This window comes from Pseudoalteromonas rubra, assembly GCF_005887115.1.
GTDB classification, from domain to species: domain Bacteria; phylum Pseudomonadota; class Gammaproteobacteria; order Enterobacterales; family Alteromonadaceae; genus Pseudoalteromonas; species Pseudoalteromonas rubra_F.
Genome location: NZ_PNCJ01000013.1, coordinates 82414 through 106120 on the forward strand (window position 1 = coordinate 82414; position 23707 = coordinate 106120).

Genomic DNA, 23707 nt, shown 5'->3' on the forward strand with positions numbered 1-23707 from the left:
TTACCCCATCAACCCTTGTTCATGCGGATACTGACTGGCCAGATTCATACACTGCAGTGCCTGTCCTGCCGCGCCTTTCAATAGATTATCTATGGCCACTGTGACAATCAGTTGCTGCCCCTGCTGCCGCCAGCCAATATCGACAAAAGCACGGTTTACCACCCCTTTGATTGAAGGCATGTTTGCACCTTTGAGGCGGATCAGCGGCTCGTCTGCCAGCACCTGGTAGGCTTGTGCAACCTGATGCTCTGAAACGCCCGGCTTGAGTGAGACATAGATGGTTTCCAGAATACCCCGTGGGAAATTCCCCAAATGCGGTGTAAACAACACGGGATGATCAAGATAACGCTCAATTTCCGGAGTATGCCGATGGTTAAACAGGCCATAAGGCGCCAGGGATACCTCACAAAAATGGGTAGTGAGGTTGGCTTTACGACCTGCGCCGGTCACACCCGATACAGCATTGACGATAATGGTGCTGTCACTGAGCAAGTCAGCCTGCTTAAGCGGTTTAAGTGCGTTCAGCGCGGCGGTTGGATAACAGCCGGGTACCGCTACCAGCTGAGCTTCGCTCAGTGATTCGCCATACCACTCCACCAGGCCATAACGCGCTTTGTCCAGCCAGTGTGAGTAAGGGTGGCCGAAACCATAGTATTGTTCATAGTCCGTGCTGTTTCTGAGCCGGTAAGCCCCTGACAAATCAAAGACTTTTTTGCCCATTTTTAGAAAGGTTTGAGCCAGCTCGACGCTGACTTTATGGTCGGTACAAAGGCAGACATAGTCGACATCGCTGTCGGCTATGTCTGCAAACGCCTCATCCGTCAAAGGGAGCAGGGAGACATCAAGTAAACCTGTGTGTTCAGGATATAGCTCACTCAGATATTTCCCTTTATCCAGACTATTTGCTGACACATAACAGCCACTCAGTTTCAAACCCGGGTGGCGGGCCACCAAACTGGCCAGCTCTGCGCCGCTATATCCGCTGGCGCCAACAATTGCTACGTTAAACATCGATAACTCTTATAAATTAGTAAACAAAAAACCCAACTATCTGCTATTGATGATGTTATCGTCGCATTGTTGCACCCTCTATATTTATGCTAAAAAAATGAATTGATATTCACCTTACATACATATAGATTTTTATGCAACAGGTTTGAATAAATATTTTTAGGATACTGCAATGTCATTACCCGACTTTAAAACTATGTACCGCGAGCTGATTGCCCGGCCCTCTATCAGTGCACTCGATCAGACACTCAACCAAAGCAACAGGGCGGTGATTGAACTGCTTGCTCAGTGGTGTGAACAACTGGGTTTCAGTACTGAAATCACCGAGCTCCACGCCGCGCCGGGCAAGTTCAACTTACTCGCCAGAAAATGTCCGCCGGGCCAGGCAGAGCAAACCGGTGGCCTGATGCTCGCCGGACACACAGACACTGTGCCCTTTGATGACAGCCGCTGGAACTTTGACCCCTTCACCCTCAGCGAGCGGGACAATCGACTTTATGGCTTGGGGAGCATTGATATGAAGGGCTTTTTTGCCTTTGCATTGAAAGCGTTGGAAGATCTTCAAGACCTACCACAAAGCGCCCCTATCATGATTCTGGCCACCGCAGATGAGGAGATCACTATGGCTGGTGCGCAGGAGGTTGCACGCCACAGCAACCTCAAGCCAGATCGCTGTATCATTGGTGAGCCGACCGACATGGTTCCTGTGTACACCCACAAGGGACATATGTCTTCGGCGATTCGGGTAACGGGTCGTTCGGGGCACAGCTCCGATCCGGATCGTGGCTTAAATGCCATCGAGATAATGCAGCAGGTGATGACCAATCTGTTACAGTTAAAAGAAGATTTAAAGAATAAATATTCACTTGAGGATTTTGCAATTCCTTACCCGACCTTGAATTTAGGTCATATTCACGGAGGCGACAATGCCAACCGAATTTGTGGCTGCTGCGAACTGCATATTGACCTTCGCCCCCTGCCCGGACTCAGCATCGCAGAGCTCCAGGCCTTGTTACTGCAGGCCGTTGCTCCGATCAATGCGCGTTATCCCGACAGCGTATCTGTGATTGACTTGCACGACCCCATTCCCGCCTTTCATGGCACACGGGATTGCTCCTTAGTTAAACTGGCTGAAAAAATTTCAGGTCACCAGGCTGTGGCCGTGAATTATTGTACAGAAGCCCCCTTTTTACAGCAGCTTGGTTGCGAGACGATCGTCATGGGACCCGGCTCCATTGCGCAGGCACATCAACCAGATGAGTATCTCGCGATGGAAAAAATCAAACCCAGCCAGCAGATCCTGACTGAGTTGATCAGACAACAATGTTTTGCTTAGTGCAGTGTAATAACATGTAATTGCAAGACGCCCCCTCAGCAACTATACCTGAACAGACGTAATACATAGGCGGTATTAGCTGGCGAAATGCGACCCGTCAATCGCAACTCAGAGCTGGCTTTTACCTCTGAAAATTGTGCCGTTTGCTCTGTGCAGCGGCTCAACCTGGCCGTTCGGGGCCATCGACTGTCAGCATAGGACGCCGCAGTATCTGTCTACTGGCAAGGAAGGGGCAAAAGATGTGCAAACCACTCTGTCATACCAATTACCATGGCCTGCGCCATTGTATCTGTCGTGATCTAAGCCGCTACTTACACAGCAAGCTGACCGCCGTTTGCTGCGCCGTTTTCCTTCCTCTGATGTGTGCCGCTCGTACATTTTTCTTATCACTTAATCAGGGGCAAACTTATGTACAGACTGACCGATTTTTATCATCTCAGTGCCACTCTGACTGGCTACGATCTGGTCGAGTTACAGGGCACGGGCGTGGGTCCCACTTATTGTAAGACACTCAGTCAGTGGGTTCGTCAGGACGTGATACAGGAACTCTATCACCGCGCAGAGGAAATTGGCTCACTTGAATGTGACTCTAATCAGGCGCAATTTTACGACCGTATCTGGAACTGCGCCAAGCTTGGGCCGGTCGCCAGAAACATCATCAAGATGTGGTACCTCTCTATCTGGTATCAGCTGCCTGCCGACTGGAATGCCCTGTATGGGGTGGATGATTTCAGCGCCGACAAAAAGCCCGTTGAAGACTACGTGATATCCAGCAATGCCTATATCCAGGGCCTGGTGTGGAATGCCCTGGGCAGTCACCCCATGGGGGCGAAGCAGCCTGGGTATGGCACCTGGGCCTTTCCCGGCCAATCAGCGAAACCACTTAACCTGGATTAGGAAAGCAGCATGACACATCATCATCATACAGAATACGACGTGGTCATCGTCGGGGCCGGCATTGCAGGCGCCATTATGGCTAAACAGCTGGGTGAGCAAGGCAAGAAAGTGCTGATCCTGGAAGCAGGCACGGGCACCGACGGGCGCTTCTTCGATCAGGGCAAAGAAAAAGGCTATGAATCTTACATGGCGCGTTTCTTCACTGCCATGGCCAAGATCCCCAACGCCCCGTATCCCAACAACCCCAATGCCCCGCAACCTTTGGTCACCGATATTCAAAAGCCACCGCTGGATAAGCCCGTCAGTGATCACGGCTATTTTGTCCAGTATGGTCCTGACCCGTTTGCTAGTACCTACACTCGTAGTGAAGGCGGCACCACCTTGCACTGGCTGGGCACCTGTCTGCGCATGCTGCCCGAAGACTTTGAGCTCAAAACGCGCTTTGGCCGGGGCCGGGACTGGCCCATAAGCTATCAGGATTTACAACCCTGGTACGAAATCGCGGAACAACATATTGGGGTCTCGGCCAATGCCGATGTACAGACCTATCAGCAGATTGATAACCCCAGCGTACAACTGCCGTTTGAAGCAAATTACGATTACCCGATGGAGCAAATTCCGCAGAGCTTTTTAGATCAGTATCTGGCCAAAGGACTTCAGGGCATGCAAGTTGAAATTGACAACCAGCCCTACCCCATTGATGTGGTGGCCACCCCACAAGGGCGCAACGGCATGCCGCGGGGGGATTATCGCCCTGTAGGAGCCGTAGGCAACCCAGATCTGGGTCAACGCTGCGCGGGTAACTCTAACTGTGTGCCTATCTGTCCTATCCAGGCCAAGTACTCAGCTTTAAAAACGCTGGAGCAAGCCAAAAACACCGGCAATGTGACCATAGAGACGCAGGCGGTGGCCTACAATCTCGAAGTGGACCACAAAACGCAGAATATCTCTAAGGTCCACTACAAACGCTACCACTCTACCAAATCTGCGGCTTATGACGATAAAGCGGTCAAAGGTAAAATCGTGGTGCTGGCAGCCCACGCCGTCGAAAACGCCAAGCTAATGCTGGCCTCCAATGTGGCAAATTCCAGCGATCAGGTCGGTCGCAATCTGATGGACCACCCGACTATGCTGACCTGGGGCCTGATGCCCTGCAAAATCGGCGCATTCCGTGGTCCGGGTTCCACCTCCGGGATCCCCTCACTGCGCGGCGGGGCATTTCGCGCCGAGCAAGCCGCTTTTCGTATTGAGATAGGCAACTGGGGCTGGAGCTGGCCAGAAGGCGCACCGATTGCCACTGTGCCTGAGCTCATCGATGAGCAAAACTTATTTGGCCCGGCCCTGCGTCACAAAATCGCCGAAGAGTACCCACGCATGTTCCGCTTTGGCTTTTTGGTCGAGCAACTCCCCGACCCCGATAATCGCGTCACGATAGACGATCAATACCGGGACCAGCTGGGCAACTATCGACCGGTGATCCACTACAAGGTTACCGACTATACCCGTGCCGGTATGGCACAGGCTAAGGAAGTGTCAGATGCCATTTTCCAGCGCCTGGGTGTAGAGCCTTTTACCAAATATAAAGCCAGCGATCCGGGTTATGTACAGTATCAGGGGAAAGGCTATGTCTACAACGGTGCCGGGCACTTGGTTGGCACGCACTTGATGGGCGATGATCCGAACACCTCGGTGGTAAACCGCGAACAACGCAGCTGGGATCATCCCAACCTCTACCTGGTTGGCTGCGGCAATATGCCCACCATTGCAACCAGTAATCCGACTTTAACCATGGCAGCACTGACCTTCTGGGCTGCTGACAACGTGTTAAACGCACTCGACCAGTATGAATGAGGGATCTGCCATGTATCATAAACTGCAAAAACGCCCGATAGAAACGCTCGAACAACTGCACCATGACCTGCAATTGGCCATTGAACTGGAGTTCTCGACATTACCAGTCTACCTCACCGCCTTGTATTCCATTGAGGAAGGCACCAACCAGTGTGCCTACACAGTGATCCGCTCGGTCGTGATGGAGGAGATGTTTCATCTGACCAATGCTGCGAATCTGCTGATTGCCACTGGAGGTAGTCCAGCCATTAACAGTCCGGAGTTTCTACCCACCTTTCCGACTAAGCTACCTGACGGCGAAACCTGGTTTGAGGCAGATCTGCAAAAGTTCAGCCCTGAGGCACTGCAAAACTTCCTTAAAATTGAAATGCCCGCCGCTTTGGCAAAAGCAGGTGATATCACCATAGGCGAGTTCTATGTCGGCATTGAAAACGGCTTGCAAACTCTGCATAACCGCTATGGCCCCGCGCTGTTCCCCGCCGACTGCCATGACAAGCAAATTGCGCATAAGTATTATTATGGCGGTGGCGGAGAGATCACCCCAGTGACAGACTTGGCCTCCGCCAACTTTGCCCTCAATGCCATCATCGCGCAGGGCGAAGGGGTCCCGGATGCGTGCTGGAACCCGGATCAGCCCTTTCCGTTAGGTGATACCACAGGTATAAGCAGCGGCGACCACCAGCTGTTTATGCAACCCAGAGAATTGTCCCATTACTACCGCTTTAACGAACTGCTGCTGGGTTATCGCTATGTTCAGGGTGACACACCCAACTCAGGACCGACCGGTCCGGCTATTCCGATTGATTATCATCAGGTTTATAACGTGGTGAAAAACCCCCAACCAAAACACTACCAGCCGTATCCTGCCATTGCCCGGCTGGACACTGAGTTCAACCTGACCCTGAGCCTGCTTCTGGATCAGCTTCACCTGGCTTTCAATGGTCAGCCTGACTTACTGGTTGCCGCCGTTGGTACTATGTTCGGACTCAAGGAAAAAGCCCAAAGCATGATGCGGGTCCCCCTGCCCGATGACAGCGGACAATACGCTACGCCGACCTGGCGTTATATCCCTGCAGAAGACCGTCCGGGAGGATGCTGATATGGCCACCAGACGCTTCGATCACATTATTGTGATCATGTTTGAAAACCAGTATCGCGGCTATGTGATGAATAATCCATACATGCGCAACCTTGCTGCTCAGGGGATTGAGCTGACCAACAGTTTTGGCGTAATGCACCCGTCGCAGACCAACTATATTGCGTCTCTGGCAGGCGAGCTGTGCAATGTAACCGACGATGAAGTGCCGCCACGTTTGCCCCAGCGCACTCTGGTTGACCTGATTGAAGATTCAGCTCAGAACCTGGACTGGCGTGCTTACATGGAAAGCTATGTGGCGGGCTGGACGCCCTGGACGGCAACCAATTTCACGCCCGTGAACAGTTATCCCTATGTGCTCAAGCACGACCCGTTTTCATCGTTTTCCCGCATTCTCGACAGCGAAACCCGCTGGAAAAAAATTGGTAACGAAGCACAGTTTTATCAGGACCTGCTCAATGATACCCTGCCTGAGTTTGCCTGGTTTACCCCCAATATGTGGCACGACGGGCATTATTTACTTGGCAGCAAAGACAATGACCTCAAGGGTGAGCGTGCGCCAGTATTGGTGGACCAGCAGGCCGACTGGCTGAAGTCGTTTTTTGCGTCGATTAACTTCCCCGGCCCAGACAGCAAGCTGCCCGATAATACGTTGGTGGTCGTCACCTATGACGAAGCCGATTTTGAGTCGGATTACGATACCAGCCAGAAATACAAGTATTACTACGACGGGCCCAATCAGATTTATACGGTATTACTGGGCGATACCCTGACGCCGTCGCGGCAGCATGAGGGCTACAATCATTATTCCTTGCTGCGCACCATAGAGGAAAATTTCTCGCTCGGCACCCTGGGTAAAAACGACGAGCATGCCAACTATTTCCGCTTTTTGTGGGATGAGACACTGCACTGGCAACCCGCTAATTGTGTGCCCCACATTGAGCGTGCCAGTGAACTGCAAGCCGCCAGCCTGGGTGAGCTGCTCTACCTGTTTTATATCCGGGATGACAGACCGGGCCATCTGTATTGCACCAGCTTTGATGGCCATGCCTGGTCTGAACCCTTACTAATGCACGAAGACTGTAAAGATCAGCTGCAACTGAGTGCGCAGGACACTACCCTGGTGCTGGGCTATCGCGACCTGGACCTGAGAATTACGTTGCAAACGCTGACGGCTAATCAGGGCTGGCAATCCCTGGCAGCACCCGGCGATGACTGTGTATCGGCCCTTGCCCTTCAGGTATTGCCGCAAAGTCAGGAGCTGCTTTTGGTGTATCGCGACCAGCAAGGCACCATGCTGGCACAACGCTATGCCCGGCAACACTGGCAAAGCCAGCCACAAACGTTGGTGTGCAGGCCTGAGGGGACTTTTACTCTGGCCTCTCTGGGCAGCAATACTTTACTGATTTACCGTGAGGGCAGCACCCATGCACTGGCCTGCCTGAGCTACAACAGTGCCGAGTTTAATATCACCGATGTCAGCAACAGCGCCTATGCCGGTCCCCAGGACAATGCCGTAAGCCATCAGTGGTCGGCTAATGGATTCGGTGTTGGCCATTTTTCTCAGGCACCCAGTAAACTCACGCCCGACGAGCCGGAACCACAGGAGCACACTTACCAAAGTGAGGGTCAACTGGCCGCCGCCACGCTCGATGGCGTACTACATTTATTCCACAACGCACCGAACAGTCAGCAACTGCTGAGCGCCAATTTCTCTATCCCCGGCGTACTTACCAGCCAGCTACCCGTGTCTTATGATCCGGCCAAGGCAGACACCACCAGCAATGGCTATGGCACCATGGCCGAGGCAGGTTGGAGTGAACAGCAGCCACTTAACCATGTCCATAGACAAGCGGACACGCCACTGTGTGCCACGCGTTATCGCGACCAGCTGTGGTGCTTTTATCTGCATAGCCACGATCAACGATTACGTGCTCATCGTGCCTCTTATAAATCGACAGCCCGTCACACAACCCGGGGATGACACTTATGCAATCAAGCAACAATCAACTCAATCAAGTCGACCATTTTGTGGTGGTGATGCTGGAAAACCGCTCTTTCGACCATATGCTGGGATTTTTATACACAGACGAAGGTAACCGCTCACCTCTGGGCCACGCTTTTGAGGGCCTGACCGGCTCAGAAACCAACCCGGATGACAACGGCGATCTGATCAGCGTATTTAAGATCCCCGCTGATCAACACCCTTACTTCTGGCCAGGCACCGATCCGGGCGAAGGCTATTACAACACCAACAGTCAGCTATTTGGTGATCACCATACACCGCCTGCTGGAACAGTCGCCACCAATCAGGGATTTGTTAAAGACTTTGCCTATACTCTGAGCTGGCAGCGCAAAGACAATGCGCAAAAACCAGGCAGCTGGCAGATTGTCGAGGGCACCAAAGCCTCCGACATCATGGGCATGTACACACCTGAACTACTGCCCGTACTCAGTGGCCTGGCCAAAGGCTATGCCGTATGCGATCACTGGTACTGCTCGGTGCCTACCGAGACACTGCCCAACCGGGCTTTTGTGCAAATGGCCACCAGCCAGGGGCGGCTCAATGATCACGATAAGGTCTACAATGCCACCAGTATTTATAACCGCTTTGAAGACGCTGGACTCAGCTGGGGGCTATTTGGCTATGAGGATGATGCCATCCTGACTCGTCAGTCTCTGGCAGCTCTACCCAAGTCACCAGAGCATGGTCAGTTTGGTAATTTCGAGGATTTCACCCAGGCCGCCACCAGTGGCACTTTGCCACACTATAGCTTTTTAGCGCCAGAATGGGGCTCAGATGGCAACAGTCAGCACCCAAATTATGATGTTGCAAAGGGCGAACAATATTTACAGGCCATTTATGAGGCACTACGTCAGTCACCCCGCTGGGACAAGACACTGCTGATCATCACATATGATGAACATGGGGGTTGCTATGATCATGTGCCGCCACCGGAAAACGCCGCGCAGCCCAAGGATTGCCCGGACAACGATGGTTTTAATTTCCAGCGCTTTGGCGTCCGGGTGCCTACAGTGCTGGTCTCGCCAAGAATTCCCGCCGGTACGGTATTTAGGATCAGCGAACCTGACACAGATTTAAACGCCAGTAGCCCAGCGCCCACAGCGCTGGATCACACCTCGATCCTTGCAACGCTGGAGCAGCGCTTTGGTCTGCCCCCGTTAACAGCTCGGGATGCGGCTGCGCCGGATATTGGCAATGTACTAAGCCTGAGCACACCGCGCAGAGACGATCCACTTGAAGGGATCAGCGCGCCGCGTAGTGAGAGTCAGCCACCATTGGAGGGCCAGACACAACACCAGCAGGGCAATGACTGGCAACCGCAGGCCGATCATCTGCAAAAAGTCGAAGCTGAACTGGTGGCCATGTTGCCGCTGAATGGCGATTACCGCAACCGTGAGACACCGCATTTCGATAACCGCGAGGACGCCAAGCGCTACGCGCGCGATCGCTATCACCGCTATTACAGCGAGTACAACGCCACACACTATGATCGGGATGAGTATCATCGCAATAACTCTCATCGGGATAAATAACCCGGCATAACACCCAGACGAAGGCGGCCAGGGATCCCGTTGCCTTCGTGCAGTCACTGAAGGGATCAGCCTATGGCACACGGGGTATGGCCCCAATTTGCCTGTAGCAATTAATGAGGACACCACCATGACTGATGTAACGCCCCCGGATCTTTCTAAACCTTTGCTGATCGATCCGGCACAGGAAAACCCACCAGCCCCGACCACTGAGCTGGGCCCACTGCAGCATTTGATCGGCACCTGGACCAATCAGCCTTTGGGTAACTCTGGCATGGGAGGCACAGACAAACCATTTTCTTACTGCCTGATGCCACTCCCTCAGGAAGCCAGCTATATTCTGAAAAACTTTTCGTATTACGAAGAACTGACCTTTTCAGCCATTCACGGCACGGCGCCTAACCGGGGTGGTTTGGGCACTCAGGTTGCCAATACCCTGTTTTACGAGCAGCGCGTCTACTTTGCCGATGGCCCGGCCAAGGATCAGCTGGTGCATGCCGAAAATGGCTCACTGCTGTTCCTGACCGATCGAAAACAGCTGCTGGGGCCTTATGGCAACGGAGAAAAGCCGGGGATCGGAACTGAAACGGTGCCTAACAGTGTGCCGCCCACACAAACCTATGACTTTATCAAGCAAATGTCGGTACCGCACGGGAACTCCATTCTGGCCAGCGGACATTTCCAGTCGGGCACAGGTGTGCCGACCATTCCGATGCTGAGCAAAAGCGACGTGCTCCCTATGGGTCTGCCCCATGATGTCAGCACCGATCAGTACAGCACCAAAAGTGTCGGTAATTTGAACCCGGACTTTACCCTGAACCCCAATCAGCCGCTGACCAACGCACTGGAAGTATCACCGCCTAAGAAGTTTATTTTGCTGGAAGTGGATACCGCCCACTCAGGTATTCCGGTCACCAACATTGGCTTTGAGCAACAGCACGCCAACGTCAGCCGTTACGCCATCAGCTACTGGCTGGAATCACTTGATGGCAGCGATAACTTTACTCAGCTACAGTACTCGCAAAATATCACCATGGAAATCCCCATACAGGGGCAAACCGTCACCTTCCCGCACATCACCACCAATACCTTAGTCAAAAAAGTCTAAACGGTGCGGGCATAAAAAAAACCGGACTGACGTCAGTCCGGTTTTTCTTTTAAACACGCTTAGATGGGCGAGCCCGGCGGCATCGGCAAGGCTTTAAAGCCCGCTGGCCATTTGCCGCTTTTCAGATACTGTGCCACCTGATCAGCCAGGTAGGTTTCAAACGCATCCGCTTTACTGGTACCACCAAATAAAGAGTCGTTGCTGTATTGCTCCACCAGCTGGTTAAGGTAAAAACGCGACTGAGCCTGAACTTCTGGTGCCAGCTTGTCACTGCTGCTCAGCGTTGCCAGGTGATAAGCCGTTAGAAACCGCACTCGCTGCGCAAGCTTAGTTGCCATACCCGGCTGTGCTTTAGGCTGAAAAACATGCTGATACACCGTGTTCAGCAGATCGTCACTACTGAGGTTGCCATCATTGCGCGCCCCCTGTTGTGCCAGGCGATTCAGTCGCTCTGGGTTCAGCAATAAGCTCAAAGTATGCTGCGCCGCTACTTCCGGCAATGCCATGGCATCGAGCGTCAGGCCAGTGCGACCTTTCACACTCTCCCGGGTTTTATACTCGCCATACGCTTTGGGCGGGATCAGCGCCAATACCGACTCAGGGATCATCAGTTGCTCAGGCGATAAGGTCTCCAACAGGGCCGACAGTGCCGCTTGCTGCTGCGCTTTGGCCACTACCTGTGCACCTTTCGGGGTCTGCTCGCCTCGCACTTCGTAGTCATAGTCTACCCCGCCAATCAGTTTTACTGCCGACTCCACCTGATAACGATGGAACAAGTACAGCGGCACCAGCTTTTCTTCCAGCTGAGATAAAGCCTCGCCGGTTTTGATGTTATTCAGGCCAAAACGGGCCAGCGCCTTTTGGCGAATATCCAGCACCCGAGTCAGCTCAGCAGCCGGGTCGTCACCGTTATCCCACAGGTGGGCGGTCGGGTGCGCACCACCTTTCGGGCGGGCATCAGCATCCGAGATAAACTCCAGCCCTTTGCGCTTGTTTTCAGCCAAAATCGCCGCCAGTGCCTGGGCTTCGTCTTGTGCGGTAAAATCACTGTAACCATACTTGATGACCTGAGTATCCCACTCGCCCATGCCAGTGGCATAGCCTTTACTGATATCCAGCTCACCCTGATCGTTCATATCCACCAGCGGATGTGGATAATCCATTACCGAGGCACGCTCTTTTACCGACGCCGAGAAGTTATGGGCAATTCCCAGGGTGTGACCAATTTCGTGGGCACTGAGCTGGCGAATACGGTCCAGCGCCATGGCATGCAAACGCTCCGTCACTTCATCGCCTTTAACAAATGGCGCGGCCAGGGCTTCTGCAATCAGGATGTCCTGGCGTACCCGCAGTGAGCCCAGTGTCACATGACCTTTGATGATCTCACCGGTGCGCGGATCGATCACCGATGCCCCATACGACCACCCGCGGGTCGCACGATGCACCCACTGGATCACGTTGTAACGAATATCCATAGGATCGGCATTTTCCGGCAGCACTTTAACCTGGAAAGCATTTTTGTAACCCGCCGCTTCAAAAGCCTGATCCCACCAGCGTGCACCATCGAGCAACGCGGTTTTCACCGGCTCGGGCACACCCGGATCCAGGTAATACACAATCGGCTCAACCGGCTCAGATACTTTTGCCGTCGGGTCTTTTTTATTTAAACGATGACGCGGGATATAGCGTACATACATAGACTCGCTCAGCGGTGCCGAGTAGTCTTTATGCTCTATGCTCCAGTAGCCCGACTGCGGATGAAATGCGCGGGGCTGATAGTTATCATCCGGCAGTTCGATCAGCGAGTGGTGCTGGTGGACAGTGACCGCATAAGGGTTCGCCGTCGCCTGCTTCACATACTCACCAGGCTTACTGCCTTTAAAGGTCAGAACCGCTTCCAGTTCGGTATTTTTCATAAAAGCTTTAGAGCGCGGCATATAGGTCGCGCTGCGGCTGGCGTCCAGGCTGTAACTGCCCTGTTTGCGCGCCGCCAGAGTGCGAGATACGCCATGTACATCCGATAATAAGTAAGGCGTGTAGTCAATCAGTACGCTGTCGTCATCTTCGGCTACCACCTTAAAACCGTTTAAAATGCTCGAGGCAAACGCCTCTTTCACACTTTGCTGCTCTGCCGGATTGTCAGCACTGGCACGAAAATAGGTATTCAGAGCACGCAGCATCACCTTGTCACCAAAGCGCTCGAACTGCACCAGATAAGTACTACCCAGCTGACCACGGTCCAGACCAATGTCGTTAGAGCCGACGCCATAAGGCAAGCTATGCTGCAACAAAAATGGCTGTGAGAGCTTGTCGACATCCAGATAAATTTTGCCACTGGATGGGTCGCTGTAAAACGCATAGAACCCGGGAAAATGGTTGAAGTTGTCAGTAAATTCATCAATAGACTTAATTGCGGCGTGCGCTTGGGGTATCATAGCCAATAGCAAAGCCGAGAACATGTGAGGTGCAAAGCGTGTTTTTCGCATTTTCTTATCTTTGTTGTTTGAGGTTAGATGACTGGTACCTCTTTTGTATATTAAATCGTATACAAAATACAGTTATTTAGGACAAAATTCAGCGCTGTTTGTGGCCTGCTCTCTCACTCTGGCAGGGCTGCAACATAACCGTTATCAGGACAAATATTTATGCGTAGACTTCCACCGGTGTTAATTGAAGACGGCTGTTCCCGTGAACTGGTTTCACTGATCAGAACCATTCTGGCTGCCTGTAAAGAAATCTCTTTCCGCGTCGGTCAGGGCGCACTGTCAGGCGTGCTGGGCTCAACGCTGGATGAAAACATTCAGGGCGAAACTCAAAAGAAACTCGACGTACTGTCTAACCAGCTACTTAAAGACATTCTGCTGGAGTCTGGCTATGTTAAGGCCATTGCCTCGGAAGAAGAGGAAGGCACGGTAGCAGGCAGCCCGGATGCCAAGTTTATTGTGGCGTTCGACCCGCTGGATGGCTCCTCGAATACCGATATCAATTCACTGGTGGGCACCATCTTCTCTATCATGGAAGCACCAGAAGACGGCGATCCGGCCGATCCGGCTATCTTTATGCAGCCAGGTCACAAGCAAGTTGCCGCAGGCTACGTACTTTACGGTCCGTGCACCACACTGGCACTGACCACAGGTAAAGGCACCCGCATCTTCACGTTGGACAAAACCCACGGCAGTTTCCTGCTGACAGAAGAGTTTGCCAAAGTACCGGCCGACACCAAAGAATTTGCCATCAACGCCTCAAACCAGCGCCACTGGCAGCCAGCCATGCAAAACTACATCAACGACCTGCTGGCTGGTGACACCGGTCCGCGCGGTAAAAACTTTAACATGCGTTGGATTGCTGCCATGGTGGGTGACGTACACCGCGTGCTATGCCGCGGCGGCCTGTTTACTTACCCGGCCGACACCAAAAACCCGGAAAAGCCATACAAGCTGCGCCTGATGTACGAAGCCAACCCGATGGCCATGTTGGTAGAACAAGCCGGCGGCCTGGCTCACACCGGCGAGCAACGTATTCTGGATATCGACCCGGAGCATATCCACCAGCGCGTGGCAGTGATCTTGGGCTCGAAAAACGAAGTCGAAGCGTGTCTTGGGTATCATAAGTAACCCCCTTATTTAGCGACACACTTTATACGCCATGGTAAGTTCGCCATGGCGTTTTTTATCTTCCTCTTTTTTCTCCTTATACCCTTCTTTTGCAACTGGCAGAAGTGGCTAATCACCACAGCGCTTCACGAGATGGCAGCCCCAGCCAGATTCGTTGTAACCTGGCACCACACAGATCAAAAAAACCATGGCCGCTTGCGCAGGCCATGGCTTGTCCTTAATCAAATTGCGTCATTACTGACAATTGGCAATTTCTTTCCATGGCCCCAATGAGGCCGGGTTGTTACCCTGCGTCCACCATTTGGCTTCATAGGTTTTGCCTTCAAAGGTCACCTGATCGCCCGTCGTATAGACATCTGCTGCATTCCAGGGAGCCGGGCAAGCATTGCCTGGTTCAAAGGTGACCTGTACGCTGTGTGCCGCAGCAAGTGCAACAAAGGTATAACTTGACTGCGCTGTCACACTCACGCCATCGACTTTCAATGTCGCAACGCGATAACCGCTGTCTGGTACAAAGGTCAGTGTGAAGTCGGTGTTGCCTTTTCCACTGATCACGCCATTGGCGTCTGGGGCTGGTGAAATGCTGCCGCCTGTGCCCACAACCGTGGCTGTGATGTCATAGAATACCGGTACATCAATGGTTGCATCGGTAAAGTTACCCGAGACAAAATCAAAGTTTGCGGCGCTGAGGCTGTTTACATCTGTGTTCTTCAGAACCAGACGTTTCTGATCGCCTTTTGAAGCCGTTTCGTCCAGCGTGATCACCGTATCCGCACCTTCCTGCGTCAGGATCAGCATGGAGAAGCTATAGTTGAACAGCGGCATGCTGATCACGGTTTTGGCCGGGTCAAAGCTGTTCACAGTCAGCGCCATGTTCCAACCCCAGTTCTGACTGTTCAGCGGCACAATAAAGCCCAGACGATCATAACCACCGGTCACGTTATCAAACATATCTGGTGTCAGGTCAGCAATCGTCAGGCCAACCAGCTCAACCGAGCTATAAATACCGCCATCTTTGGCCTGAACGCCAATAACCAACGCCGTATCGGTTTCATACGCTTTAAGGTGTTTAAAGCCAATGCCCGCCGTGCCGCGAATTTTATCCAGTTGTGGATTAAAGCCGGTCACAGTCTGCTTGCCTGACCAGGCAATTTCATAGATATCCGACTGGGCAATCACCGCTTCAGTATTGACGTTCACAGCAGCAGCCGACACACCTTCGAGTACCACACGCTGACCGGCAAATACCAGCTCAGCACCAGCAGCAACATCAGAGACTGACAAATTGCTCAGCGGTGCAACAGTTTGCCAGTCGCGCAGGATAATGCGGTCTTCGCCCACGGTGAAATCGCGTACGGTGGTCACAGAGCCGCTTTGCTCATGAAGCTCGATAACATCCACACCACCACCGGGTAGCACTAAGTCGTTACCCCAGCCCGCAGAGAGCTTTTCATCATATTTTGACCCTTCAATCACGTCATCTGCTGGCGTGTCGAAGATAGTATTGTAACCACCAAACTTGTGTACATACTTAGTGATACAGGTGCCCAGCTCATCACAGGTGATCTCATCCTTGGTCAGCAATCGTGCTGTACCCCAGGCGCCACGTAAGTGAGCCGCAGCCAGCAAACCCGACATGGTTGCCTGCACAGTGATTGGATTACCGTTGTCGTCTGTACCCGGCCAGCTCTTCGCCAGCGCCTGCTCCCAGGTCATGTTGGCATCGGTCAGCAACTGCGTCATCACGCCATAGTTAAACCGCATGGCATCGCGCATCACCAGTTCCTGATTATCCGGGATCAGCAGGTCAGCGAATGAGTTGACGCCATTCTTACCAACAAAGGTGCCTTCCCAGCGGTTCACATCTGTTGCCTGGATCTGGTTACCACCAGAGCCGACGATCTCAACCAGAGCTTCTGTTTTACAGCCAATCCAGGTACTGTCTTCCACAAACACGTAGAAGCTGTCGTACTCTTTGCCATCAATCGTCACTACTTTCGGGCTATAGTAACCGGCATCAATCAGAACGGCTTCACCCAGCTGATAACCCACGAACCCCCAGGCATTCATGGAGTTATACTGCATGGTTTTAAACATCTCAGCGCTATACGGAGTTTGTGAGTTATAGATTCCGTCAATGCCCAGCTTAGTGAAGAACTGATTAATGGTGGTATCTTCCGGGATCATGCTGCCTGTTGAGCAGTCACGTACCATACGGCCCGGTGCCGACACTTTGGCATACTTGTAAACCGGGTTATTCAGGTTCTCAAGGTAAAAATCTGCCAGCGCAGGGTTAATTCCCGATTCGAAGTTTCTTAAGCTATCCAAAAAGTCCTGTACGCCCGTTCCCGCTGACGCGGAACAACTTAAGATCACGGCGGCTGCACATCCTGTCATTTTCAATTTCATTAGGTGTTTCCTCATTATTTTTTTAATCGAAACAAACCCAGCAATACCAACCCGATTAGAGCAACAATTTTAATGAACAACCGCGACCCAACCCAAGCCGCCTACCAATAAACCCGCATTAATTATCTATTGCGGGCTAATATCACTGAGGCAGTGAGCAAGCCTATCTTGCTTAAGATGCAAAATGGGCATTTCTATTTGCTCAACTAATATACAAGCTAGCGCTCACAAAATAATAAGTCAATTGTTTTTACAAAATTTATTGCAATAACATTTCACTCATAAAATCAATTATAAAAAGGCGAGAAATAAGGCAAGCCGGGCAAACCTGCCTTAACCGAGTAGAAGTGCGGGTACACGGAACCTGTCCGGTCAAGACGCCGGAAATGTCAGGTTTGCACCCTTATCCGCGCACCTGTGCAGTCTTCCTTGCCAGGTTGCGCGCGGATTAGCCAGTTAAAACCAAACTGGCCTAAGGGAAGCGGGCACCTCCCTTATTCAAACACCGGACAGCTTGGGTTGCTGCCCGGAAAACTGAGGGTTAGAAGCGCACGCTTGCCCCCACAAAGTAACGCGTACCAAACTCATCCACGGCATGAACAATGTTACCTGCGGTGGGTTGTCTGAGTACCAGAGCCTCGTTAAACAGGTTAATGGCCTCAAGCGACACATCGATATTCTCTGTTACATGCCATACCACTGACGCATCGACCTGATCGTAGGCATCATTCAGGCTGTCCAGGCCACTGCCGTTGTATTGACGGACCCAGTTATCACGATAGTTATAGGCCAGGCGCACACTGAACAGCTCATTCTCGTAGAAACCTGAAAGGTTGTAAGAGTTTTGTGATACCTCTTCAATCGGTACTTCTTTACCGGTTGAGTCGGTGCGGCTGCTGTCGGTGTATGTGTAGTTTGCCTGTACCCCAAAGCCATTTTCAAAGTCGTGTTGATACTGTAACTCAATACCACGAACATCAGCGGTTCCAACGTTTCGCGAACGTGTTACCAGGCAGCCTGCACCACATCCGGGATAATCCTCAGCAACCGTTGTTTGCTCAATATAGTCACTGATGTTCTTCACAAACAAAGTGGCGCCGAGCAAAGACGACGGGTTAAAGTACCACTCAACGCCCATGTCGTATTGATCCGATTTATAGGGATCCAGATCCGGACTACCGACATTGGCTGTTTTAAAGCTCTCAGAAATGATGTCTGCCACTTTCATATCGTCATAATCCGGACGAGACACCGTTGAACCGGCAGCAAAACGGAAGATCATGTCTTCACTGAGATCAACAGCCAGGTTCAGGCTAGGCAGGTAGTTGGTATAGGTTTTATCCACTTCCCCCTTAACGCCATTGATTTCGCCTTTAGAGAGAATGTCAGTTTCCACCACCCGCAGGCCTAAGTTACCGCGGAAACCCTCTCCCGAGAAATTGGCTTTAACATACGCAGCAGCAATGTCTTCCTCAATAGAGAAAGCATCTTTAACCGTCACCGTGCCTGGCGCATTATTGCGGGCGTAATCCCAAAGTCCACGTGTGCCAATAGGGAAAGCCGACAAACTACCAGCACGGCCTTCGGCACTGTGCAGGCCAGAGACAAAGCCACCGTTGAAGTCACCAAGCGTCAGTCGCTCGCCGCCTGCACGGATTGTATCAACACTCAAGTCCTGGTTGTTTTCCTGATAAGAGAAGACCTGTTCCTGGAATTTCACTCCGGCTTGGATAGACGTCATGACCGGCGAGTCCAGTTCAAAGGTAAAGTCGGCCTGGAAATAGTCAATTTCATGATCACGCTCGTAGTTGATATACGTGTACTCATGGAACAGCTCAAAATTCTCATGACTGCTCATATAATCGGAATTTACCGGGATTAGCTCCAGCGGACCGCTGACATCATACGAGAAACCTGAGTTGGCACGTTCAGAGATATCACCCCACCAGGTACTTGTCTGGCCAATGCGGCCTTCAGCGGTGGATTTACCAATAACGAAATCCGCAGACCAGGCTTCAGCCTGATAGTTGGCCGTAAAGTTCACCACATCCGATTCCATTTTCGGGGTACGCAATACTGTGTTGTTGAACAAAGGTGCGTTGCCCGGACCAGATGCGGTGACGGTTGCCCCGGTAACAATCCCCTGTTCATTCACTCTGACAGACTCACCCTGCAATGTGCCGTAACCCATAATGGTGAATAGCGCAGAGTTAATATGGTCATTTTCCAGTTCAAACAGATTGTAATCCAGACTTAGGGTCAGTGCGTCGCTTGGTGCGTACTGTACGCTGATCTGGCTACTGCTGCGCTCTCTGTCTTCATCAAACAAAATTGAGGCTGCACAACAAGAGGTTTTCCTCATCACGCCATTGCTGTCTTCCAGTTCAGTTGCACCAGGAGGCCCGAATGTCGACAAGGTTTCACGGTATACTTTTGACTCTTCATTTGAGTAAGCAACTAAAATACCGAAGTTTTCTTGCTCATTTTTCCAGCTTGCCAGGCCTGAGTAAGCAGGAGACCAGTCTTCAGCATTGCTATGGTAGGCATTTTCCACCGACGCAAAAACAGTGCCTGAGTCCATATCCAGCGGCTTGCGCGTCTTCAGGTTGACCGTTCCCCCCATCGCCCCTTCGTTGATATCAGATTCAACAGATTTGTAGACATCCATGCCCGAGATCTGCTCTGCAGCTAACATTTCAAAGTTAAAGCTACGGTTCATACCACCCAGGTCAAACCAGCCTACGCTGGCAACATTCTGACCATTCAAAAGCACCATGCTGTGTTCCGGTGCTGTACCACGAACCGTTACGCCGCTCACTTCACCAAAGGTTCTGACCACAGTCACACCCGGGATCCGCTGCATTGCATCACCGATATTTTTATCCGGAAACTTACCTATGTCTTCGGCCGAAATTGAGTCAACAACAGAGTTTGCAAAGCGCTTAGTATTGAGCGCCTCGGTCAGACTGCGTCGGATCCCTCTGACTTCTATTGTTTCAATTTCCTTATTTGCGCCTTCCTGCTGTTCAGCCACTGCACCAAACGACATACCAGATAACGCTGTCGCTACACAAACCGCCAGATAACTAGATTTCAGATAACTGGTATTTACCTTTGAGCCCTGATTTTTCATGCTCTTCTCCCCTTTGCCTTTTTCCCAAGCCGTTCATTCCCAGTGAGTCGACGGGCTTGTATTATTATCAAACTGTCATTTTTTATTAGTAAAATTGATATACTAAGTATTTATTAAATCATTTTGACTAATTGTCAAGCACTTATTATTTCGTTTTACTGCTCTTTTTAAAGCAGCTCAGCCATCGCCCGGGCGCTGACGGATCGGCTCGAGTATGCACAAACATAAGTCGATAAATCAGTATATTGCGCCACCTCATAGTCAGAACGCATGGCAATCACAATGACGTTATCAGACCATTTTTGCAGCGCCTGTTTCACACGCTGTTGTTGCGCAGCCACATCAAAACTCTCTCCGGGCAGCGGGTAGTCTTCTGTGATGAGTACCAAAGGTTCTGCCATTGGTTCAGTCGGTGCCTGTAGTGCGGCCAGCAGCTGGTCGTGCTGCCAAAGCCGGTACTCGCGTCCTCGCTCTGCTAATGTGTCGAGGATCACATCTCGTGCTGAGTTTGGGTCGTTCGGACCAATTCCCCGGCTATTCACTATGCTGTCGTAGCCTTTGGGATCTGCGGCAAATGCCAGAGTAAATGGGCGGCCAGCCAGCGGCCACTGCTGATGGCGATTACGCACGACCCGAATGGCAGCCTCAGCCGCTTCGCGTGCAAGTTGATTGGCACCTTCCAGTATACTGGCGGCCGGGCTAGGTGACGTCGCAAAATGTTGGTACTTGAATGTTAGTACCTGTTGCAAACGCGCATCGATGACAGACTCAGGCAGGCTACCCTGCTTCACAGCAGCAATGACGCCGTCAATGGTTTGCGCCTGAATGGCCTTGTACGGTGTGGTGCTGTTCTCGTAGTGTTCTTCACTCAGCATCACCAGGTTGGCGCCAGCCTGCAACGCCCGAATGGCCGCGTCTTCCGGGGCATAGTTTTTTCGCATCGACCACATGTTCATGCTGTCAGTAATGATCAGGCCTTCAAAGCCTAATTGCTGACGTAACACCCCTTGCAAAATCGTCGATGATAAGGTTGCAGGGTGGTCGGCATCAATTTGCGGATAACTGATATGACTGGTCATGATCAGCGGCACGCCCGATTCAATGGCAGCCTTAAAAGGCAAGAGATCTTCGCGCATCAGCTGCTGCAATGATTTATCCACCACAGGTAACGTCTGATGTGAATCGCTGTGGGTATCTCCGTGTCCCGGAAAGTGTTTGGCACAGCTCAAACTGCCGCTACGCTCTACACCGCGCACAGCGGCTGCAACATGACGAGCAACATGGTGACTTTGCTCACCAAAGGCGCGCAGCCCAATGATGGGATTGTCGGGATCCGCATTCACATCCGCACAAGGTGAAAGCAGTGTGTTGTATCCCACTTCCCGCATTTGCTCCGCAAAGACCTGATACATATCTGTGGTGAGTGCTGTGTTGTCGGCCTTACCCAGACCCAGATTGCCAGGTCCCAGATCGGTATACTGAGTGAGGATCCCCCAGGAACCCTCCTGATCGACGGCCAATAACAAAGGTGCATCGCAGGCTCTCAGTGATGCCTCGTGTTGTAAGTCATGTGCAAGCTGCGCTGCACTTGTGGGGTTAGCGGCATTGTCGTCGGTAATATAAAACCCGCCGATGTGGCGTTCCTTGACCAACGCCTTTGCATAGTCCCGGTCCTCTCCGGCAAATGCCAGTACAAACAACTGTCCGACTTTTTCTTCGATGCAAAGCGTGTCTATGAGTTGCGCAACTTTCTTTTCAATATCCATACTGCCCTCTGATTTTCGGCAAAACAAAACCCTCAGCGCCACGGCGCCGATTTAAAAAATATTCAGCTAAAGGAGTGCCCGTCAGGCACCCTGAGGTTGATATCAATCCGTTTTATACATTCATCAATCTTTCAGTACGCACAAAGCGGCCGTCACTGCCATTCAATTGATAAAACGCATACAGGACTGATAAAAGTTAAGCCGCAGATTTGGCGCCAGTGATCAACCCGACCAGATCTTCTTTGGTCACATCGCTGACAGATACATCCGCCACCGACTGACCCTGATAAAGCACCACTGCACGGTCGCAGGTTTCGACAACATGCTGCATGTTGTGGCTTATCAGCAGTACTGCTACGCCCTGCGAACTGATCACATTGATCAGTTCATTGACCTGGGCACTTTGCTCCACCCCCAGAGCAGCGGTTGGCTCATCCATAATCACAATATCAGCGCCCCAGTTCACGGCACGGGCAATGGCCACGGCCTGACGCTGACCACCAGACAAGCGGTGGATCTGCTCCTGATAACTTGGAATGCGGCTGTTCAGTCGGTTCAGGGCTTTTTTCGCCCGTTTCTCCATGGCTTTTTTGTCCAGCCAGCCCAGTCGGCGCAGGATCGGATTTTTGTGCAGGATCTCGCGATTAAGAAAGAGGTTCTCTGTGATATCGAACTCGGGCACCATGGCCAGATCCTGAAATACCGTTTCTATCCCTGTCTCACGCGCAGCCAGCGGCGAGTCTATATGTACCGGCTGGCCGTTGACCAAAATCGCGCCTTCATCCGGCGGGTGGATCCCGGAGATACAACGCACCAGAGTCGATTTACCGGCACCATTGTCACCCAGTAAGCCAACCACTTCGCCTTTATTAATGGTAAAGCTGACCCCTTTAAGGGCGTGAACGCCGCCAAAGCGCTTATGTACATCCCTGACTTCGAGGGCGATTTGATCTAATGCACTTCTAACCATTTTTCAACTCCTTGACACCAATTGCCACTGCCACAATCAGGATAGCGCCGCGGGCTATCATTTGTTCATTTGTAGAAAACCCGGACAAGATCAGACCGTTATTGATCATGCCCATCAACCAGGAGCCCAGAATGGCACCGATAATACAGGCCCGACCACCAAACAGGCTGGTCCCGCCAATCGCCACCGCGGCGATGACGGTCAACAGATCCGCCTCACCTAAAGTGTAACGGGCACCATGCAGGCGGCCGGCATACAAGAGCCCCGCCAGCGCAGCAGCCATAGATGAGATAACCAAAGCGTAAATACGCACCTGAGTCACCTTAATCCCCATCGCCAGTGCCGCTTTAGGGCTCCCCCCCACTGCAAGTAAGTGCTTACCAAAAGCTAATTTAGTCAGCACCACATAACCCAGAGCCGCGATCACCAGTGTCCAGATAAATAGCGATGGAATACCAAACAGCTCACCAGCACCAAAAAACGCAGTGAACGTCTGATCTATGATAGGTACGGATTCAAGATTGGTCAGTTGACGCGACAGGCCCGTGATCACGCCCATAGTGCCCAAAGTGATCAACAAAGAAGATACCTGTAACCGCTCAATCAGCAACCCGTTGATCAGGCCCACGATCAGACCCACACTGAGCGCCCCCAGGACGGCAAGCGGGATACCCACATGTTGTAATAACAGAGCGCCAACCAGGGCTGATAAAGCGACAACCGAGCCTATAGACAGATCGATATGACCCACTGCCAGTGCAAAGGTCAAGCCCACTGCCATGACAGTGATAGGGGCAGTCTGGCGCACAATGTTCATAAAGTTGGTCAGGCTGAAAAAGCCCGTATCATGCAGTGCGACGGCAAAAATCAACATCACTGCAAGGAATATATAGTAGATAAAAAACTCTCGTTTCACTGCCAGCAACTTCAGCTGCTGCAAAGGTAGTTGATTAACGCTCAT

15 protein-coding genes are annotated in these 23707 nt (G+C 51.9%); 8 read left to right on the forward strand and 7 right to left on the reverse strand.

The window, feature by feature from the left end; translation table 11 throughout:
* Entirely contained in the window at positions 1 to 1011 is a 1011-nt protein-coding gene (gene argC, locus CWB98_RS09220; protein ID WP_138544604.1) for an N-acetyl-gamma-glutamyl-phosphate reductase, read from the reverse strand.
* A gap of 172 nt (positions 1012 to 1183) precedes the next feature.
* Between argC and argE the strand changes: the two genes are divergently transcribed.
* From argE to CWB98_RS09255, 7 genes are all read left to right on the forward strand, one after another.
* The gene (gene argE, locus CWB98_RS09225; RefSeq protein WP_138544605.1) at positions 1184 to 2347 is read left to right on the forward strand and encodes an acetylornithine deacetylase; all 1164 of its coding nucleotides are present in this window, start codon (positions 1184 to 1186) and stop codon (positions 2345 to 2347) included.
* Between the two features lie 408 nt (positions 2348 to 2755).
* Positions 2756 to 3244, forward strand: a complete 489-nt coding sequence (locus tag CWB98_RS09230; protein WP_138544606.1) for a hypothetical protein — start codon at positions 2756 to 2758, stop codon at positions 3242 to 3244.
* A 9-nt stretch (positions 3245 to 3253) separates the two neighbouring features.
* Positions 3254 to 5095 carry a GMC family oxidoreductase gene (locus CWB98_RS09235; RefSeq protein WP_138544607.1) on the forward strand — a complete coding sequence of 614 codons (1842 nt, stop codon included), beginning with the start codon at positions 3254 to 3256 and terminating at the stop codon, positions 5093 to 5095.
* 10 nt (positions 5096 to 5105) lie between these two features.
* Positions 5106 to 6194, forward strand: a complete 1089-nt coding sequence (locus CWB98_RS09240; RefSeq protein ID WP_138544608.1) for a ferritin-like domain-containing protein — start codon at positions 5106 to 5108, stop codon at positions 6192 to 6194.
* Position 6195: 1 nt separating this feature from the next.
* Positions 6196 to 8175 (forward strand): alkaline phosphatase family protein, encoded by a 1980-nt coding sequence (locus tag CWB98_RS09245; RefSeq protein ID WP_138544609.1) that lies wholly within the window; start codon positions 6196 to 6198, stop codon positions 8173 to 8175.
* 5 nt (positions 8176 to 8180) lie between these two features.
* A complete protein-coding gene (locus CWB98_RS09250) occupies positions 8181 to 9749 on the forward strand; it encodes an alkaline phosphatase family protein (RefSeq protein ID WP_138544610.1) in 1569 nt (522 codons plus the stop codon).
* Positions 9750 to 9876: 127 nt separating this feature from the next.
* Positions 9877 to 10854 carry a heme-binding protein gene (locus CWB98_RS09255; protein WP_138544611.1) on the forward strand — a complete coding sequence of 326 codons (978 nt, stop codon included), beginning with the start codon at positions 9877 to 9879 and terminating at the stop codon, positions 10852 to 10854.
* Positions 10855 to 10913: 59 nt separating this feature from the next.
* Here CWB98_RS09255 and CWB98_RS09260 read toward each other — a convergent pair whose 3' ends face one another.
* Positions 10914 to 13340, reverse strand: coding sequence for a zinc-dependent metalloprotease (locus CWB98_RS09260; RefSeq protein ID WP_138544612.1), 2427 nt, complete (start codon positions 13338 to 13340; stop codon positions 10914 to 10916).
* Between the two features lie 159 nt (positions 13341 to 13499).
* On the opposite strand from CWB98_RS09260, the gene CWB98_RS09265 reads away from it, so the two are divergent.
* Entirely contained in the window at positions 13500 to 14468 is a 969-nt protein-coding gene (locus CWB98_RS09265) for a class 1 fructose-bisphosphatase (RefSeq protein ID WP_138544613.1), read from the forward strand.
* 234 nt (positions 14469 to 14702) lie between these two features.
* Here the strand turns inward: CWB98_RS09265 and CWB98_RS09270 are convergent, their stop codons facing one another.
* From CWB98_RS09270 to CWB98_RS09290, 5 genes are all read right to left on the reverse strand, one after another.
* Positions 14703 to 16877 (reverse strand): carbohydrate-binding protein, encoded by a 2175-nt coding sequence (locus CWB98_RS09270; RefSeq protein ID WP_138544614.1) that lies wholly within the window; start codon positions 16875 to 16877, stop codon positions 14703 to 14705.
* A gap of 541 nt (positions 16878 to 17418) precedes the next feature.
* Entirely contained in the window at positions 17419 to 20010 is a 2592-nt protein-coding gene (locus tag CWB98_RS09275; protein ID WP_138544615.1) for a TonB-dependent receptor, read from the reverse strand.
* A gap of 167 nt (positions 20011 to 20177) precedes the next feature.
* A complete protein-coding gene (locus tag CWB98_RS09280) occupies positions 20178 to 21776 on the reverse strand; it encodes a glycoside hydrolase family 3 protein (RefSeq protein ID WP_138544616.1) in 1599 nt (532 codons plus the stop codon).
* Positions 21777 to 21972: 196 nt separating this feature from the next.
* The gene (locus CWB98_RS09285) at positions 21973 to 22746 is read right to left on the reverse strand and encodes an ATP-binding cassette domain-containing protein (protein WP_138544617.1); all 774 of its coding nucleotides are present in this window, start codon (positions 22744 to 22746) and stop codon (positions 21973 to 21975) included.
* A complete protein-coding gene (locus tag CWB98_RS09290) occupies positions 22739 to 23707 on the reverse strand; it encodes an ABC transporter permease (RefSeq protein ID WP_046005381.1) in 969 nt (322 codons plus the stop codon). Before CWB98_RS09290 ends, CWB98_RS09285 begins: the two co-directional genes overlap by 8 nt.

What these genes read in the sequence shown, in the direction of transcription:
- argC (WP_138544604.1), bottom strand. Translation starts at nt 1,011, where the DNA reads ATGTTTAACGTAGCAATTGTTGGCGCCAGCGGATATAGCGGCGCAGAG.
- argE (WP_138544605.1), top strand. Translation starts at nt 1,184, where the DNA reads ATGTCATTACCCGACTTTAAAACTATGTACCGCGAGCTGATTGCCCGG.
- CWB98_RS09230 (WP_138544606.1), top strand. Translation starts at nt 2,756, where the DNA reads ATGTACAGACTGACCGATTTTTATCATCTCAGTGCCACTCTGACTGGC.
- CWB98_RS09235 (WP_138544607.1), top strand. Translation starts at nt 3,254, where the DNA reads ATGACACATCATCATCATACAGAATACGACGTGGTCATCGTCGGGGCC.
- CWB98_RS09240 (WP_138544608.1), top strand. Translation starts at nt 5,106, where the DNA reads ATGTATCATAAACTGCAAAAACGCCCGATAGAAACGCTCGAACAACTG.
- CWB98_RS09245 (WP_138544609.1), top strand. Translation starts at nt 6,196, where the DNA reads ATGGCCACCAGACGCTTCGATCACATTATTGTGATCATGTTTGAAAAC.
- CWB98_RS09250 (WP_138544610.1), top strand. Translation starts at nt 8,181, where the DNA reads ATGCAATCAAGCAACAATCAACTCAATCAAGTCGACCATTTTGTGGTG.
- CWB98_RS09255 (WP_138544611.1), top strand. Translation starts at nt 9,877, where the DNA reads ATGACTGATGTAACGCCCCCGGATCTTTCTAAACCTTTGCTGATCGAT.
- CWB98_RS09260 (WP_138544612.1), bottom strand. Translation starts at nt 13,340, where the DNA reads ATGCGAAAAACACGCTTTGCACCTCACATGTTCTCGGCTTTGCTATTG.
- CWB98_RS09265 (WP_138544613.1), top strand. Translation starts at nt 13,500, where the DNA reads ATGCGTAGACTTCCACCGGTGTTAATTGAAGACGGCTGTTCCCGTGAA.
- CWB98_RS09270 (WP_138544614.1), bottom strand. Translation starts at nt 16,877, where the DNA reads ATGAAATTGAAAATGACAGGATGTGCAGCCGCCGTGATCTTAAGTTGT.
- CWB98_RS09275 (WP_138544615.1), bottom strand. Translation starts at nt 20,010, where the DNA reads ATGAAAAATCAGGGCTCAAAGGTAAATACCAGTTATCTGAAATCTAGT.
- CWB98_RS09280 (WP_138544616.1), bottom strand. Translation starts at nt 21,776, where the DNA reads ATGGATATTGAAAAGAAAGTTGCGCAACTCATAGACACGCTTTGCATC.
- CWB98_RS09285 (WP_138544617.1), bottom strand. Translation starts at nt 22,746, where the DNA reads ATGGTTAGAAGTGCATTAGATCAAATCGCCCTCGAAGTCAGGGATGTA.
- CWB98_RS09290 (WP_046005381.1), bottom strand. Translation starts at nt 23,707, where the DNA reads ATGAGCGTTAATCAACTACCTTTGCAGCAGCTGAAGTTGCTGGCAGTG.